The following is a 15,403-nucleotide window of genomic DNA, read 5'->3' on the forward strand; positions in this document are numbered from 1 at the left end:
CAGACGTTTTCAGTCAGTGCCGTACTTCGGCGAGCGTGGTCCGTAAAGCAGACCTGCCGGGTGACCTGCGGACAACAGACGAGCGCTGGTGATACCGGCAATCGGATGGGCAGCATCGGTAGAGCTGTTAACGATCTGCTTCACAGCAGCGGTGACCAGCATACCGATCAAACCACCACCACTGTTGTTGCCGCCTTCATCACTGGAAGCACTGGCCGTACCTGTCCACAGCGCGGTGCCGGTGCGCAGATCAACCAGTTTGGCGGTCGCCGTCACCAGGGTCTGGCTGCTGATGACCATGTAGGTGGTGCCGTACTGAGTCACCTTGATGTATAAGGCCGAATCAGCGCCGAAGATCTCACGCAACTTGGCCGGCGATGTCTCCTGAATATCCGTGGCGTTAGTCAGACCGTTCTGCTTGAACGTCTCATCGACCAGTCCAACCGGCAAAACGTAGTAACCCGCCTCCGCCAGAGGGAACGTCACCTGAGAGTAAAGGCTGTAAGTGGCCTTGACGTCAGGCGACTCGTTGACCGGCGGCATCACCAGGATCGAACGGGGTTTGCTTTCCTTGAACGCCGAATAGTCGACACTGGCTTTCGGTGCAACGCAGCCACCCATGACGGCTGAGGCCAGCAGGATGGCCGCCAGTTTCAGATAACGTGCGCTCATTTAGAGGCGACTCCTGTCTTGACGTTTCTCAGCAGAAAATCCATGTACGTTGCAGACTCCGGAAACAGCGCTTTCTCGGTACGCAGTTCCTGAACCATCTGATCATCCTTGCCTATGCCGCCGTACAGCATGCCTAGCTGCGCGTGATAACCCGGTGGAGGGCTGCCGTTGGTCGAGCGGATCTTCTGCAAGTCTTCTTCGAGCTTGGCGATCTGCGCTTCCTTGGACTCACCCTTGAAATACTCGTACACCTCAGGCTGGTAGCTGCCCCACTGATAGAGGGTCTTGGGCTGTTGCGCACAGCCACTGAGCCACACGGTTGCCAATACGGCGGCGATCAAACGCAACCTCATCATTTTCTTAGCCATGATGTTTACACTTCCCTGTGTGAATTAATTAGCAGTGGGTTTCCAGGCGCCGCTGTCGATAGCACGCACCATGTTGTTCACCGCTTCACGCATCGCCAGGTCCAGGACCTTGCCATTGAGCGTCGAGTCATAGCTGGCAGTGCCACCGAAGCCGATGATTTCGCGATTCGAGAGTTGGTATTCGCCGGCACCTTGGGTGGAATAAACCACTTCAGAGGTGCTGATATTGACGATGTTCAGCGCAACCTTGGCGTAAGCGATCTGTTGCTTGCCACGGCCCAGCAAACCAAACAGTTGCTGATCGCCGACTTCTTTACGGCCAAACTCAGTCACGTCGCCGGTGACGACGAAGTCAGCACCCTTGATATGTTGAGCCTTGTTCTTGAACGTGGCTTCCTGACCAATCTCGGCCATGTTGTCGCGGTCCATCACACTGAAGCGATTGGTCTGCTGCATGTGCGTGATCAGAATGGTCTTGGCCTGGCCTCCGAGACGATCAACGCCGTCGGAGAAAATGCCGCGCATGTAACTGGAGCGGTTATCGAATTTGCCGACAGCAATCGGCGTCCGAACGCCGGAGTAAGCAATACCCGCAGTTTCAACCTTCTCCACCGGCATTGAACGTGAACTCTCCGTTGCACAGCCGCTGACCAACGCCAGCGTTGCGGCCGCTATCCCTGAAACCAAAATCTTGTGCAGTTTGCTCACACTCACTCTCCATATTTTCGAAATCTAAAACGTCACCCGCAGTTGCCGAAGACTTTTGTGCTCGCTGCGCTGAGGTGTTTGAATCATTGCATCGCTGCATCGGCGGGGATCACTGTTGCTGTACCGCCCGTTTGAATTTTTTTGGTGCAATGCACAGCGCCCAAGACGAGCGCAATGGCAGGGAATAGTGATTGGATGCTACGAGGGATGAGGCGCAAGGGCCTAAAGGCTGGCAAAGATGCCCGACACAAATGCTCGAAAAGATGTGCTCACTCCCTGAGAAATATCACTGTGACATCATTTTTGCGACATGCTAGTCCGGCACTTTCCCGACGTCAACCGGTGGCGCACGATCGAATCACTTCCAACGCTTGGCCGCCGTATAATCGCTGTCGCGCCCTTCCACCCAGCGCGGCCCTTCTGACGTGACTTCCTTTTTCCAGAACGGAGCGCGGGTTTTCAGATAGTCCATGACGAAATCACAGGCCTCAAACGCAGCTTGGCGGTGGGCGCTGGCGACACCCACAAAGACGATAGGCTCGCCAGGCTCCAGCGCCCCGACCCGGTGAATCACTTCCAGGTTAAGCAATGGCCAACGCTGCTGCGCCTCCTCGACGATCTTGCCCAAGGCTTTTTCGGTCATGCCCGGATAGTGCTCCAAGAACATTCCTGCCACGTCGCGCCCATCATTGAAATCCCGGACATAGCCAACAAAGCTCACCACCGCGCCGACGCCTACATTGGCGGCGTGCATTGCGTTGACTTCAGCCCCTGGATCGAAGGCCGTTGCCTGGACTCGAACGCCCATGCTCAACCTCCGGTGACGGTCGGGAAAAACGCCACTTCATCGCCGGGTTCAACAGGTTCGTCCAGCTGGCAGAGTTCTTGGTTGCGAGCGCACATGATGTTGGGCTCCCCCAACACGTCCCATACACCGCCGCGTGCAAGCAAGTGCTGGCGCACCGCATCAACCGTGGCGAAAGTGCCTTCAAGGCGTTCGCTTTCGGTGCCAAGGGTTTCGCGAAAGCGGGCGAAGAACTGAACCTGAACGTGAATGCTCATTGGCTCTGCTCCTGATCGTCCGCGATGAAATGGCCGCTCTTGCCGCCCAGCTTCTCAAGCAGCCGAACCTGTTCGATGACCATGCCGCGATCGACCGCTTTGCACATGTCGTAGATCGTCAGGGCGGCAACGCTGGCGGCGGTCAATGCTTCCATTTCCACGCCGGTCTGACCGGATAACTTGCAGCGGGCGAGGATGTGAACGGTGTCGTCGCCTTCCGCGCTCAGTTCGACCTTGACGCTGGTCAGCATCAGCGGGTGGCACAGCGGAATCAAATCACTGGTTTTTTTAGCGGCTTGAATTCCGGCAATACGGGCTACGGCGAACACATCCCCTTTCGGATGGCCTCCGGACACGATCATTTGCAGCGTTTCAGGGAGCATGCGCACACGCGCTTGGGCCACGGCTTCACGGGACGTCACAGCTTTTTCGGTGACGTCGACCATATTGGCGCGACCTTGGGAATCGAGATGAGTCAGCACAGCGGTACTCCTGAGCAGGAGCGTGGATTGTAAACCCAATTACATCGCTGAACGAAATGTGGGAGCGGACCTGTCCGCGAAGAGGCCCGTGTCAGCAGTGAGCACTCTGGATTGATCCTGAATGCTCGCTGCCCTTACCGACATATTCGCGGACGGGTCCGCTCCCACAGGCTGTGTCACACCACCGTTAAACTACGGTTTTACAAATGACTCTCCGCATACTCGGCCAGGATCGAGCGTGGCACCCCTTGCAGGGTGATGTGCACGCCGTTGGGGAAATCCTTGAAACGCTCCGTCAGGTAGGTCAGGCCAGAACTGGTGGCCGATAGGTAAGGAGTATCGATCTGCGCCAGGTTACCCAGGCAGACCACCTTGGAACCGGCGCCGGCACGGGTGATGATGGTTTTCATCTGGTGCGGCGTCAGGTTCTGGCATTCGTCGATCAGGATCAGGCTTTGCTGGAAGCTGCGGCCTCGAATGTAGTTGAGAGATTTGAACTGCAACGGCACTTTGCTGAGGATGTAATCGACACTGCCATGGGTGTTTTCGTCGTCCATGTGCAGCGCTTCAAGGTTGTCGGTGATGGCGCCCAGCCACGGCTCCATTTTCTCTGCTTCGGTACCTGGCAAGAAGCCGATCTCCTGGTCGAGCCCTTGCACACTGCGGGTGGCGATGATGCGGCGATAACGCTTGGTGACCATGGTCTGCTCGATGGCAGCGGCCAGGGCCAAAATGGTTTTACCGGAACCGGCGGCGCCAGACAGGTTGACCAGATGGATATCCGGATCGAGCAGCGCAAACAGCGCCAGGCCCTGATAGATATCGCGTGGCTTCAGGCCCCAGGCCTCCTGGTGCATCAGCGGTTCCTGATGCATGTCCAGAATCAACAGCTCATCGGCCTTGACGCCTTTGACCCATCCCACAAAACCCTGCTCATCAATGATGAATTCATTCATGTGCATCGGCGGCAGGCTTTCGCTCAATTGCACGCGGTGCCAGGTGCGACCACGCTCCTGACGTGTTTCAACCTTGCTGACGCGGTCCCAGAAAGAACCGGTCATGTTCTGATAACCACGGGACAACAGCGAAACGTCGTCCACCAGTTGGTCAGTACTGTAGTCCTCGGCCGCGATCCCACACGCACGGGCCTTGAGGCGCATGTTGATGTCTTTGGTGACCAGCACAATGCGCAAGTCCGGTTTACGGGCGTGCAGGTCGATCAATTGGTTGATGATGATGTTGTCGTTCAGATGCTCGGGCAGAAGGCTGTTGGGCTCTTCACGCTTGCTCATCATGATCGACAGATAACCCTTGAGGACGCCAGTACCTCGATCTATCGGCACACCTTGTTCGACCTCCTCCGGGGTCGCTTCGCCGAGTGTCTTGTCGATCAACCGGATGGCCTGGCGGCATTCTGCGGCGACCGAATGCTTACCCGCCTTGAGCTTGTCCAGTTCTTCCAGGACCGTCATGGGGATAGCGACGTGGTGTTCTTCGAAATTCAGCAGAGCGTTTGGATCGTGAATCAGAACGTTTGTATCGAGCACGTAGAGGATTGGCTGGTTAGAGGAAGGGGTGCGTCCGTGGTCATCCATACTCGCTCACCTTTATAAAAGCCAGATAGCGCAGCATCGTCTTGTACTGCGCTACGAAAAGGCCGCCGAGGCTCTCTCCTTGAGGCAGGAGAGAAAATGCGCAAAGTGGAGTCTGGGTGACGCCACCTGTGTTGCAGGGTTCGGCGGTCTGCTGTCGTAATACCGCAAAACCTGTGACATAAAAAAGTGTTTTTACTGGTTTTGATGTTTATTTCTCAGCATGACGAATAGCCCTTGGCGGGAGGGTCGCAGGCGTTTACAGTCGGAAGTCCGGTCGGGGCAAAATCCTCGGCAAATCCGTTGCTTGCTTCTCCTTCCTTATTCACTCCTCGCGTTGCTCAGCAGGCCTCTCAGCCTGATCCGGCTGCTCTTGCGGCTGACTTTCCGACGACTCGTCTTCCTGCTCATCCGGCGCATCGCTTTCGGGTTCCGCTTCATCCGACTCATCCGACAACTGCTGCGGATAGATATGACAATCCTCCCAGATCACACCTGACTGCGCCGTGTTGGCCATCAGCCACGGCACCGCCTGCTGCGCGATCTTGTGGATGTCATGAAACACCACCGTGCCTTTGCGCCAAAGCAGCATGAGTGTCAGCACGCGTTGCGAAGTCTGCTCTGCATCCAGCTGACCCGTACTGTCCTGGGAGTCGATGTTCCAAAGCGCCACGCGAATCTGCTGATCGCGAAAAAACCCCGCGCTGTCGGCACGACGATGGCCGTAGGGCGGGCGAAACAGCGGGACGAAATTGTCGGGCAGGACTTGCTGAACCAGAGCCGCGCTGCGGGTGACGGAATCCTCCCAATCGACCCAGTGCGCGTGAGATCGGTATTCCCACCCCTGCACGCCCACGCACTGCTGTTTATAGAGTGTCTGTAACGCGTTCGCAGAACTGGTATCCACGCGCGCTTGCAGCGTCTTGCCGAGCACGTAGAAGGTAGCGTTGATTTTCTGCTGGCGCATGAAGTCTGCCAGCCAGTCGGTTGCGCCATCGGCAACGGTTGGTCCGCTGTCGAAATTGAGCAGAAAGGTGCGGTCGGGCATTTCCTCGCCGCTCAGCTCATCGGAGTTGTAGCGCTCGATTTCGCTGCTGGTCGCGGGGAACAGCGCCGCCATGCGCAACAGCTCGTTCAGATAACGCTGATTGAACGCGGCGGCAGGCGCTGCCCACTTGGCATAAAACGAATCGTCCGCCACTTTGAATTCCGCAGCGCGCTGACGCAGCATCGGCAAATCGTCGACCAATACGCAGAACGATGCATCTTGATCGCAGTTCTTTTGCGCGAACTGGTAGTTGTCGAACAGACGCGACCACAAGCGGGTGCGGACGACATTCACCGAGGATAGGTTGATCTGTCGCAAGCCCAGGCGGGCGGCAAGTTGCCCGTCTGACAGGTTTTCACTTTCGAGCAGTTGATGGGCAAAACCCAGAATCTCGGCCCGAGAGGCGACATCGAATAACTCTGGGGTACTCAGGGCTTCAGGCCAGACACTGCGATCAAGCGTCGCGACGTCCACGGGCGCGGCCTGCGCATTGAGCCCGACCAGACAGGCAGCGATCAACAAAACTGTGCGCAAAACAACGACTCCCTACCCTGATCATCGACATAGCAAGCAAGCGCAGCACTATAAAGGCAACGGATCTGTATGAGCGAACTTGTTCGCGAAGCAATACGCCTGGCACACCGCCTTAGCCCCTCGCCAACAAGTTGGCTCCTACAGATTCCGATATCGCTCGCTATCACCACCATAGCTGGAGTCACCCGCGCACAACCTCTAGAATCGCCCCACGATTAAAGGAGACACGCACATGCTGATGGTGATTTCCCCCGCCAAAACCCTCGATTTCGAAACCCCTCCCACCACCGATCGATACACGCAGCCGCAGTATCTGGATCACGCTCAAGAGTTGATTACTCAGCTGCGTGACCTGACACCCGCGCAAATCGGCGAATTGATGCACCTGTCCGACAAGCTGTCAGGTCTGAACGCCGCGCGCTTTGGCAGCTGGAACCCAGCGTTCACGCCAGATAATGCCAAGCAAGCCCTGCTTGCGTTCAAAGGTGACGTCTACACCGGGCTGCAGGCTGAAACCTTGAGCGAAGCGGATCTGGACTTTGCACAAAAGCATCTGCGCATGCTGTCCGGCCTCTATGGTCTGCTTCGTCCGTTGGACCTCATGCAGCCCTATCGCCTGGAGATGGGGACCAAGCTTGCCAATGCGCGCGGCAAGGATTTGTATGCATTCTGGGGATCACGCATCAGCGACTGGCTCAATGAAGCACTCGCCGAGCAGGGCGATGATGTTCTGTTGAACCTGGCCTCCAACGAGTACTTTTCGGCCGTGAAACGCTCCGCCTTGAATGCGCGGGTGATTAGCACCGAATTTCGGGACCTGAAAAACGGCCAGTACAAAATCATCAGTTTTTACGCCAAAAAAGCACGGGGCATGATGAGTCGGTTTGTGATTTCTGAGCGCATCAAGCACCCGGACGCTCTGAAACAGTTCGACGTGAGCGGTTACCGGTTCAATTCGGGGCAGTCCACCGCTGACAAATATGTTTTCCTGAGGGATGAACCGCAGGCATAACAAGATTGAAATGGCGCGACGCTCCGTTGTCGCGCTTATATTTTTTAATATAAAACCACGCGGTGGAGCTGTTTTTAGACGACTTATTGGCGCCAACAAATCGACAAGTTTTTTATCCTCCTCCTGAATCTCAAAAATTTAACAGCTTTTCTGATACTGGCGCATTGGCGTTATTTGGTGATGGCATATAAACATGTAGCGCCCTCAAACACCTTAGAACTAAGGGCCAAACAGAAAGTACTAGCACAATGCGACCACATCTCAGCGATCTAATATCTCAAGAAATCTCAAAAAGAGGACGAGCGGCCAGGAACTTATATTGAAACTCGGCGCTCCTACATCCCGTAACAATTCACGCCCTTTACGTAAGACATCTCTTACATGGAATAGGGACGAATCTGGTAGTTGTCTAAACATAGTTAACCCCTGTCGGTAAATGTGATACGAACAGGGAGACAACGCACCAAGCTAATTGACTAAATTCAGGCGAGCATCCAATCGGAGCCTGAGTCACCAGACGAGCAGGACACGACTGACCAAGGGAAAACTCTTGAGCCAGAGGCGCGAAAGGCGACTCTACATTTTTACCGGAGTGCTATGCCACATCCCAAATCGGGAAACCATATATATATTTATGGACTACCCGGCGTCCGTATTCTGTAACATTTGAGCCAGCCTCCACCTGAGGCCCTCACATTTAAATTCTGTCTGTACTTTTTCGACGACATTAATTTGTTGGGCGATCAAGTGCGCGAAAGTTGATGACAGTATTTATATCCAGCCAACTAATGGCGTAAAACTCGAGGAGATTACGATGCATATCAGCATCTTTGGTTTGGGCTATGTCGGTGCAGTATGTGCTGGTTGCCTCTCGGCGCGTGGTCATGATGTTGTGGGTGTGGATATCTCCAGCGCCAAGATCGATCTCATCAACCAAGGCAAGTCGCCTATCGTTGAACCAGGACTCGGCGAGCTTCTGGAACAGGGCATCAAGAACGGCAAACTGCGCGGTACCACGGACTTTTCAGAAGCGATTCGCGCCACTGACCTGTCGATGATTTGCGTCGGCACGCCAAGCAAGAAGAATGGCGATCTGGAGCTCGATTTCATTGAATCGGTATGCCGGGAAATCGGTTTCGTTCTGCGTGACAAAACCACCCGTCACACCATCGTAGTACGCAGCACGGTGCTTCCAGGCACTGTCGCCAACGTGGTCATCCCCATCCTCGAAGACTGCTCGGGCAAAAAAGCCGGTGTTGACTTCGGCGTTGCAGTAAACCCGGAATTCCTGCGTGAAAGCACCGCAATTGCCGACTACGATCGTCCCCCGATGACCGTCATCGGCGAATTCGACAAAGCGTCGGGCGACGTCCTGCAATCGCTTTACGAAGAACTCGACGCCCCGATCATCCGCAAGGACATCGCCGTTGCCGAAATGATCAAGTACACCTGCAACGTGTGGCACGCCACCAAAGTCACTTTCGCCAACGAAATCGGCAACATCGCCAAGGCTGTCGGCGTCGACGGTCGCGAAGTGATGGAAGTGGTTTGCCAGGACAAGACACTCAACCTGTCTCAGTACTACATGCGCCCTGGCTTCGCGTTCGGCGGTTCCTGCCTGCCAAAGGACGTGCGTGCCTTGACCTATCGCGCCAGTTCCCTGGACGTCGATGCGCCGCTGCTCAACTCCCTGATGCGCAGCAACGTCTCGCAAGTGCAGAACGCCTTCGACATCGTCGCTGCCCACGATTCACGCAAAGTGGCGCTGCTGGGCCTGAGCTTCAAGGCCGGTACTGACGACCTGCGTGAAAGCCCATTGGTGGAGCTTGCCGAAATGCTGATCGGCAAGGGTTTCGACCTGAGCATCTACGACAAGAACGTTGAGTACGCACGTGTCCACGGCGCGAACAAAGAGTACATCGAGTCGAAGATCCCTCACGTTTCGTCCCTGCTCAACGCGGACTTCGACGACGTGATCAACAACTCCGACGTGATCATTCTCGGTAACCGCGATGAACGCTTCCGTGCTCTGGCCAACAACGCACCAGCGGGTAAGCGCGTCATCGACCTGGTGGGCTTCATGACCAACGCGACAGAAGCAAACGGCCAGACCGAAGGTATTTGCTGGTAAGGCACCTGTAGGAGCGAGGCCGGGCGGCGTTCCGCTTGCCCTCGTTGCTGACGATGCGGGCTATCTGACACACCGCGGAGCTCCCTTCGCGGGCAAGCCTCGCTCCAACGGTCCTCTGTTTCTCACTATGCGGATACACACTATGCAAACGTTAAGGCACGGCTTTCTCCAAGCCGCAGGTTGGCTGTTTTATTTAAGTTTGCTGGCCGCCATTGCCATGGCGTTGCCTTCAAGCATCTTCGACTCGCAGTCGAAGGACTTTATTTTCCTCATCGGGATCATCGGTATCTGGCGTTACTCGATGGGTGCAACGCACTTTGTGCGGGGCATGTTGTTTTTGTATGTGGTTTACCCGCACCTGCGTCGCAAAGTACGCAAACTGGGCAAGTCAGCCGATCCGTCCCACGTGTTTCTCATGGTCACCAGCTTTCGGATCGACGCACTGACCACCGCGCAGGTCTACAGCTCGGTGATCCGCGAGGCCATCGAATGTGGCTTCCCGACCACCGTTGTCTGCTCCCTCGTGGAAATGTCTGACGAGTTGCTGGTGAAGGCGCTGTGGGCCAAGCACAACCCGCCCGAGCACGTGAAGCTGGACTTCGTGCGCATCGCCGGCACCGGCAAACGTGACGGCCTGGCATTCGGTTTCCGCGCGATTTCGCGCCACATGCCCGATGACCGCGCCGTGGTTGCCGTGGTCGATGGCGACACCGTGCTCAGCGAAGGTGTCGTGCGCAAGACCGTGCCGTGGTTTCAGCTGTTCGAAAACGTTGGCGGCCTGACCACCAACGAATTCTGCGAAGTGCGCGGCGGCTACATCATGGCCGAGTGGCACAAGCTGCGTTTCGCCCAGCGTCACATCAACATGTGCTCCATGGCCCTGTCCAAGCGCGTGTTGACGATGACCGGCCGCATGTCTGTGTTTCGCGCAACCGTGGTCACTGATCCCGCGTTCATTGCCGATGTGGAAAGCGACTCGCTGCAACACTGGCGTCTGGGCCGATTCAAGTTCCTGACCGGCGACGACAAGTCCAGCTGGTTCAGCCTGATGCGCCTGGGCTACGACACGTTTTACGTGCCGGACGCTGCTATCAACACCGTTGAACACCCGCCGGAAAAGAGCTTTCTCAAGGCCAGCCGCAAACTGATGTATCGCTGGTATGGCAACAACCTGCGGCAGAATTCTCGCGCCCTTGGTCTGGGCGTCGGACGCCTGGGTGTATTCACCAGCATCGTTCTGTTCGATCAGCGGGTATCGATGTGGACCTCGATCCTGGGCCTCACCGTTGCCCTGATCGCCGCATTCAAATACGGCTTCGCTTTCCTGTTGGTTTACCTGCTGTGGATCGGTATCACCCGTTTGATTCTCACGCTGTTGCTGTCCCTTAGCGGGCACTCGATCGGACCGGCCTACCCGGTGATTCTCTATTACAACCAGATCGTCGGCGCACTGATGAAGATCTACGTCTTCTTTCGCCTCGACCGCCAGTCCTGGACCCGCCAGGACACCAAACTTAGCCGCGACATGGCCAGCTTCCAGGGGTGGTTCAACACCTGGTCGTCTCGAACCATGACTTTTTCGGCTGGCAGCATCTTCGTCGCAGTACTGCTGACGATGGTTTGAAGCAAGTCCCAGCCGGACTAATGGATCAACTCGATTAATCAGGAATTACCGCCATGAATACCGCCATGAATGTGAACGTCGTCCACGAATCCGAAGCCCAGCGTCAGCATGCACGCGTCCGGATTCCAGCCAAACTTCGCCTGCTGGGCAATGACCGCAACCCGATCGATGCCAAAGTTGATGACCTGTCCGCAGGCGGTCTGGCTTTCAACGTCGGCCAACACCCACTGACCGTTGGCCAGGTGTACAAGGGCCGCCTGCAATTCGTGATCGACAATCTCGGTCTGGCGATGGACGTTGAAATTCAGGTCCGTTCGTTCGACAGCGCCAACGGTCGCGTCGGCGCACAGTTCCAGAACCTCGACGCCCAGGACATCTCGACCCTGCGCCACCTGATCACTTCGCACCTGAGCGGCGAAGTCGTCAGCATGGGTGAAGTACTGGCGACCCTGCAGCGCGACAATTTCACCAAGGCGCGCAAAATCAAGGATGGCGGCAGCGGCATGACTGCGTTCGGCCGTTTGCGCGCTGTGACCTTCAGCGCCGGTATCTTCATCGTCGGTCTGGCGGCTTTTGGTTTTGTGGTCAAGTCCGTGTACGGCATGTACTTCGTCAGCCACTCGACCGCAGGTCTGGTCAGCGTGCCAACGATGGACGTGACCATGCCGCGCGAAGGCACTGTTTCAAGCCTGGTCGGCGCCGATGGCAACGTGGCCAAAGGTGCCCCGCTCGCTTCGTTCAGCACCAGCATGCTGGAGATGCTCAAAGGCAATCTCGATCCTGACGAAATGCAGCCCGCCAAAATCGAAGAACTGTTCGGTCGCCAGATGGCCGGCACGCTGACCAGCCCATGTGATTGCGTGGTCGGCAAGCAACTGGTGGCTGACGGTCAATACGCCGCCAAAGGTCAGGTGATTTTCCAGCTGACGCCGCGCAACGTTGCCGCCAATGTCGACGCACGCTTCACCTATCGCCAGTTCGCCGACGTACAGCCCGGCGCTCGCGTCAACTTCCAGGTGGCCGGTGAGCCGGGTTCCCATGGCGGCCAGATCGTCAGCGCGACCAGCCTGAACCCGGTCGACCTGTCTTCGGACATTCGCGTGCAGATCAAGCCTGACGAGTCGATCAACAGCAGCCTGGCCGGCCGTCCGGTAGAAGTCGTCAGTGATCGTGGCCCATCGTTGAACTGGTTGATCGATAAAGCCACGGCCGCAGGTCTCTAAACATGGCTAGCCCACTACGAAACTTGTCAGCCCCTACGTTATTGAGCCTCGCGATTGCGATAGGTATCAGCGGCTGTGCCGGCCTGCCCGATCAACGCCTGGCCAATGAAGCCCTGAAACGCGGAGACACCGCGGTCGCGGAGCAAAACTACCGGCAACTGGCGGACCTGGGTTATAGCGATGCACAGGTCGGTCTGGCGGACATTCAGGTCGGTACCCGCGATCCTGAGCTGATCAAGCAAGCCGAGGCGACCTACCGCGCTGCTGCCGACACGTCCCCTCGCGCGCAGTCACGTCTGGGCAAGCTGCTGGCAGTCAAACCCAACTCGACCGAGGCCGAACAGCACGAAGCCGAAGCCCTGTTGAAAAAAGCTTTTGCCAATGGCGAACAAGGCACCTTGATCCCGCTGGCCATGCTCTATCTGCAATACCCGCACAGTTTCCCGAACGTGAACGCGCAGGAGAAGATCAGCCAGTGGCGCGCGCGAGGCTACCCCGAAGCAGGTCTGGCTCAGGTGCTGCTGTATCGCACTCAGGGCACCTACGACCAGCATCTGGCGGAAGTGGAAAGTATCTGCAAGCAGGCGCTCAACACTACCGACATCTGTTACGTCGAATTGGCGACCGTCTACCAGAAACAAGGCGCGGCCGACAAACAGGCGGCGCTGCTGGACCAGATGCAAAAGGGTTACGCAGTGGGTTCTGTGACGGCACAACGCGTCGACAGCGTGGCGCGAGTGTTGTCGGACGCGACGCTGGGCAAGCCTGACGAGAAGACCTCCCAGCAATTGCTGGAAAAGATCGCCCCGGTCTATCCCGCGTCGTGGGTGAGCCTTGCGCAATTGCTCTACGACTACCCGGAATTGGGCGACGTCGACAAGATGATGGAATACCTGGACAACGGCCGCGCCGCCGATCAGCCGCGCGCCGAGCTGTTGCTGGGCCGTCTGTATTACGAAGGCAAGATGGTGCTACCGGACGCGCACAAGGCTGAAGAACACTTGCAAAAAGCGGCCGCCACTCAACTCTCCGCCCACTACTACCTCGGCCAGCTCTATCGCCGTGGCTATCTCGGCAATCCCGACCCACAGAAAGCCGTCGACCAGTTGTTGACCGCTGCCCGTGGGGGTCAGAGCAGCGCCGACTTCGCCATCGCGCAGCTGTTCTCCCAGGGCAAAGGCATCAAGCCAGACCCTGTGAATGCGTGGGTCTTCGGTCAATTGGCGCTAATTCAGGACACCCCTGAGGCCAAAGATCTTGCTGCGCAACTCAACGATCAATTGCCGCCGGAGAAGCGTGCGACTGCGCAACGCCTCCTCCAACAAGAACAGCAGGTGCGTGGCGCCAGCGCTCAAAACGCGTTGGCCATGCAAGCCCTGCAACCAGAACAAGACGGCGAGGACGCACCCCTATGAAGCTGAAGTTAAATCCCCTGATGGCCGCGGGTTTGGGCTTGGGTTTTTCCCTGATCTGGGCAACCCCGACCCTCGCCGCGCTGACCGAAGACAAGAACTTTGGCATCGAAGTGAAAGCCACCGGCCAGGCTGAAGATGACCGTGACCTGGGCACCCGTGGCGGCGGCGACGTGAACGGTATCGGCCTCGATGTACGCCCATGGATGTACGGCAAGTGGGGCGACTGGAGCGGTTATGCGATGGGCCAGGTGGTGACCGCCACTGACACCATCCAGACCGACCCGCTGGAACAGCAATCCACCGACAGCCAGACCGGACAGACCAGCCAGCAGGCTCGCGGCACGGCCAATAGCCGCAAGGTTTCTGATAGCTACGCGGCGCTGCGCGAATTCTGGGTCGGCTACAGCGGCTTCACACCTTATCCGGGTGAGATCCTCAAGTTCGGGCGCCAGCGCCTGCGCAATGACGACGGCCAGTGGCACGACGTGAACATCGAAGCGCTGGACTGGACCTTCGACACCACGCTGCTCAAGGCAGAAGTCGGCGCCGCTCAGCGTTTCAGCGAATACCGCACAGATCTCACCGAGCTCGACCCGCAGGACAAAGACCGTCAGCACCTGTACGGCGACGTCAGCTACCAGTGGACGCCCGGTCATTGGGCTGGCATTCGCGGTCACTACAGCCACGACGATGGCAGTTTGAAACATCAGGGCGAGGCGCTGGATGACCTGGACAAAACGTCCACTGGTGATCTGACTTGGCTGGGCCTGCAAGCCAACAGCGATGCCTACAACTATCGCAACACTAACCCGATCAACTATTGGGGCAGTGTGACCTGGCTCAACGGCGACCGTGACCGGATCGGCGCTGCCTACGATGCCACCAGCGACCAATACCTGGCCGGTGCCAAGGACAAGAGCAACGTGAACGGCTGGGCCAGTGACCTGGGCCTGCGTTTCCGTCTCGATCCGATGTGGCAGGTCGGTGGCGCTTATTCTCGCGCCAGTAAAAATTACGAGCAGAACGGTCTTGAGAGCAACCGCTCCAACTGGACCGGCACCCGCTCACGCGTACACCGTTTTGGTGAAGCCTTTCAGGGCGAAATGGCCAACGTGGAGTCCGGCTCGCTGTTCGCCTCCTGGCAACTGCGCGACGAGTACGACGCCTCGCTCGTCTACCACAAGTTCCGTCGCGTGGACGGTCACTCCGGCATTGGCGGCGCGGGCGTGAACCCTGCGCGCGATAACGTCGATGCAGACGGGATCAGCACCGGGACCTTTGATTCCCTGCCACTGGAAGACGGCCGCAAAGACTTGGGTCAAGAGATGGACCTGGTGGTCACCAAGTATTTCAAACAAGGCCTGCTGCCCGCTTCGGTCAGCCAGTCGTTCGATGAGCCATCGGCTCTGGTACGTCTGCGCGCAGGCGTGTTCAAGCCCGGCGATGCGTATCACAACGGTGTGGATGAATACATGCACCGCGCCATCGTCGACGTTATCTGGCGCTTCTGATGCAAGCTGCGAAAGGAGTGC

The 15,403-nt window shown here is 57.3% G+C and carries 13 protein-coding genes and 1 pseudogene; 6 read left to right on the top strand and 8 right to left on the bottom strand.

Annotated elements, in window-relative coordinates; translation table 11 throughout:
- Positions 1 to 9 precede the first annotated feature (9 nt).
- From ACWKWM_RS16620 to ACWKWM_RS16655, 8 genes and pseudogenes are all read right to left on the bottom strand, one after another.
- Complete coding sequence (locus ACWKWM_RS16620; protein WP_483847183.1) at positions 10 to 672, bottom strand: DUF799 domain-containing protein; 663 nt, start codon at positions 670 to 672, stop codon at positions 10 to 12.
- A complete protein-coding gene (locus tag ACWKWM_RS16625; protein WP_483847184.1) occupies positions 669 to 1,040 on the bottom strand; it encodes a DUF4810 domain-containing protein in 372 nt (123 codons plus the stop codon). Before ACWKWM_RS16625 ends, ACWKWM_RS16620 begins: the two co-directional genes overlap by 4 nt.
- A 24-nt stretch (positions 1,041 to 1,064) precedes the next feature.
- Positions 1,065 to 1,748 carry a CsgG/HfaB family protein gene (locus ACWKWM_RS16630; protein ID WP_483847185.1) on the bottom strand — a complete coding sequence of 228 codons (684 nt, stop codon included), beginning with the start codon at positions 1,746 to 1,748 and terminating at the stop codon, positions 1,065 to 1,067.
- Between the two features lie 358 nt (positions 1,749 to 2,106).
- Positions 2,107 to 2,556 carry a molybdopterin synthase catalytic subunit MoaE gene (gene moaE, locus ACWKWM_RS16635; protein WP_483847186.1) on the bottom strand — a complete coding sequence of 150 codons (450 nt, stop codon included), beginning with the start codon at positions 2,554 to 2,556 and terminating at the stop codon, positions 2,107 to 2,109.
- Between the two features lie 2 nt (positions 2,557 to 2,558).
- Positions 2,559 to 2,810, bottom strand: a complete 252-nt coding sequence (locus ACWKWM_RS16640) for a MoaD/ThiS family protein (RefSeq protein ID WP_483847187.1) — start codon at positions 2,808 to 2,810, stop codon at positions 2,559 to 2,561.
- Positions 2,807 to 3,292, bottom strand: a complete 486-nt coding sequence (moaC, locus tag ACWKWM_RS16645; protein WP_483847188.1) for a cyclic pyranopterin monophosphate synthase MoaC — start codon at positions 3,290 to 3,292, stop codon at positions 2,807 to 2,809. Before moaC ends, ACWKWM_RS16640 begins: the two co-directional genes overlap by 4 nt.
- A 200-nt stretch (positions 3,293 to 3,492) precedes the next feature.
- On the bottom strand, positions 3,493 to 4,887 hold the full coding sequence (locus ACWKWM_RS16650) for a PhoH family protein (RefSeq protein ID WP_483847189.1): 1,395 nt from the start codon (positions 4,885 to 4,887) through the stop codon (positions 3,493 to 3,495).
- Between the two features lie 415 nt (positions 4,888 to 5,302).
- Positions 5,303 to 6,466: pseudogene (locus ACWKWM_RS16655) on the bottom strand (polysaccharide deacetylase family protein); the annotation flags it as partial.
- Between the two features lie 232 nt (positions 6,467 to 6,698).
- Between ACWKWM_RS16655 and yaaA the strand changes: the two are divergent.
- The 6 genes from yaaA (at position 6,699) to ACWKWM_RS16685 (ending at position 15,382) form a co-directional block, all read left to right on the top strand.
- Entirely contained in the window at positions 6,699 to 7,478 is a 780-nt protein-coding gene (gene yaaA / locus ACWKWM_RS16660) for a peroxide stress protein YaaA (RefSeq protein ID WP_483847190.1), read from the top strand.
- Between the two features lie 814 nt (positions 7,479 to 8,292).
- Entirely contained in the window at positions 8,293 to 9,609 is a 1,317-nt protein-coding gene (locus tag ACWKWM_RS16665) for a nucleotide sugar dehydrogenase (RefSeq protein WP_483847191.1), read from the top strand.
- A 142-nt stretch (positions 9,610 to 9,751) separates the two neighbouring features.
- Positions 9,752 to 11,233, top strand: coding sequence for a mannuronan synthase (gene alg8, locus ACWKWM_RS16670; RefSeq protein WP_483847192.1), 1,482 nt, complete (start codon positions 9,752 to 9,754; stop codon positions 11,231 to 11,233).
- A gap of 53 nt (positions 11,234 to 11,286) precedes the next feature.
- Positions 11,287 to 12,456: a PilZ domain-containing protein gene (locus ACWKWM_RS16675; RefSeq protein ID WP_483847193.1), complete on the top strand. Its 1,170-nt coding sequence runs from the start codon at positions 11,287 to 11,289 to the stop codon at positions 12,454 to 12,456.
- Positions 12,457 to 12,458: 2 nt separating this feature from the next.
- Positions 12,459 to 13,871, top strand: coding sequence for an alginate biosynthesis TPR repeat lipoprotein AlgK (algK, locus tag ACWKWM_RS16680; RefSeq protein WP_483847194.1), 1,413 nt, complete (start codon positions 12,459 to 12,461; stop codon positions 13,869 to 13,871).
- A gap of 2 nt (positions 13,872 to 13,873) precedes the next feature.
- Positions 13,874 to 15,382 carry an alginate export family protein gene (locus ACWKWM_RS16685; protein ID WP_483847334.1) on the top strand — a complete coding sequence of 503 codons (1,509 nt, stop codon included), beginning with the start codon at positions 13,874 to 13,876 and terminating at the stop codon, positions 15,380 to 15,382.
- The last annotated feature ends 21 nt before the right edge of the window (positions 15,383 to 15,403 follow it).

Source organism: Pseudomonas rosaeacicularis (assembly GCF_057128745.1).

Coding starts and splice junctions, on each gene's coding strand:
- alg8 (WP_483847192.1), top strand. CDS start 9,752: ATGCAAACGTTAAGGCACGGCTTTCTCCAAGCCGCAGGTTGGCTGTTT.
- ACWKWM_RS16640 (WP_483847187.1), bottom strand. CDS start 2,810: ATGAGCATTCACGTTCAGGTTCAGTTCTTCGCCCGCTTTCGCGAAACC.
- algK (WP_483847194.1), top strand. CDS start 12,459: ATGGCTAGCCCACTACGAAACTTGTCAGCCCCTACGTTATTGAGCCTC.
- ACWKWM_RS16650 (WP_483847189.1), bottom strand. CDS start 4,887: ATGGATGACCACGGACGCACCCCTTCCTCTAACCAGCCAATCCTCTAC.
- ACWKWM_RS16665 (WP_483847191.1), top strand. CDS start 8,293: ATGCATATCAGCATCTTTGGTTTGGGCTATGTCGGTGCAGTATGTGCT.
- ACWKWM_RS16620 (WP_483847183.1), bottom strand. CDS start 672: ATGAGCGCACGTTATCTGAAACTGGCGGCCATCCTGCTGGCCTCAGCC.
- ACWKWM_RS16625 (WP_483847184.1), bottom strand. CDS start 1,040: ATGGCTAAGAAAATGATGAGGTTGCGTTTGATCGCCGCCGTATTGGCA.
- ACWKWM_RS16675 (WP_483847193.1), top strand. CDS start 11,287: ATGAATACCGCCATGAATGTGAACGTCGTCCACGAATCCGAAGCCCAG.
- moaE (WP_483847186.1), bottom strand. CDS start 2,556: ATGGGCGTTCGAGTCCAGGCAACGGCCTTCGATCCAGGGGCTGAAGTC.
- yaaA (WP_483847190.1), top strand. CDS start 6,699: ATGCTGATGGTGATTTCCCCCGCCAAAACCCTCGATTTCGAAACCCCT.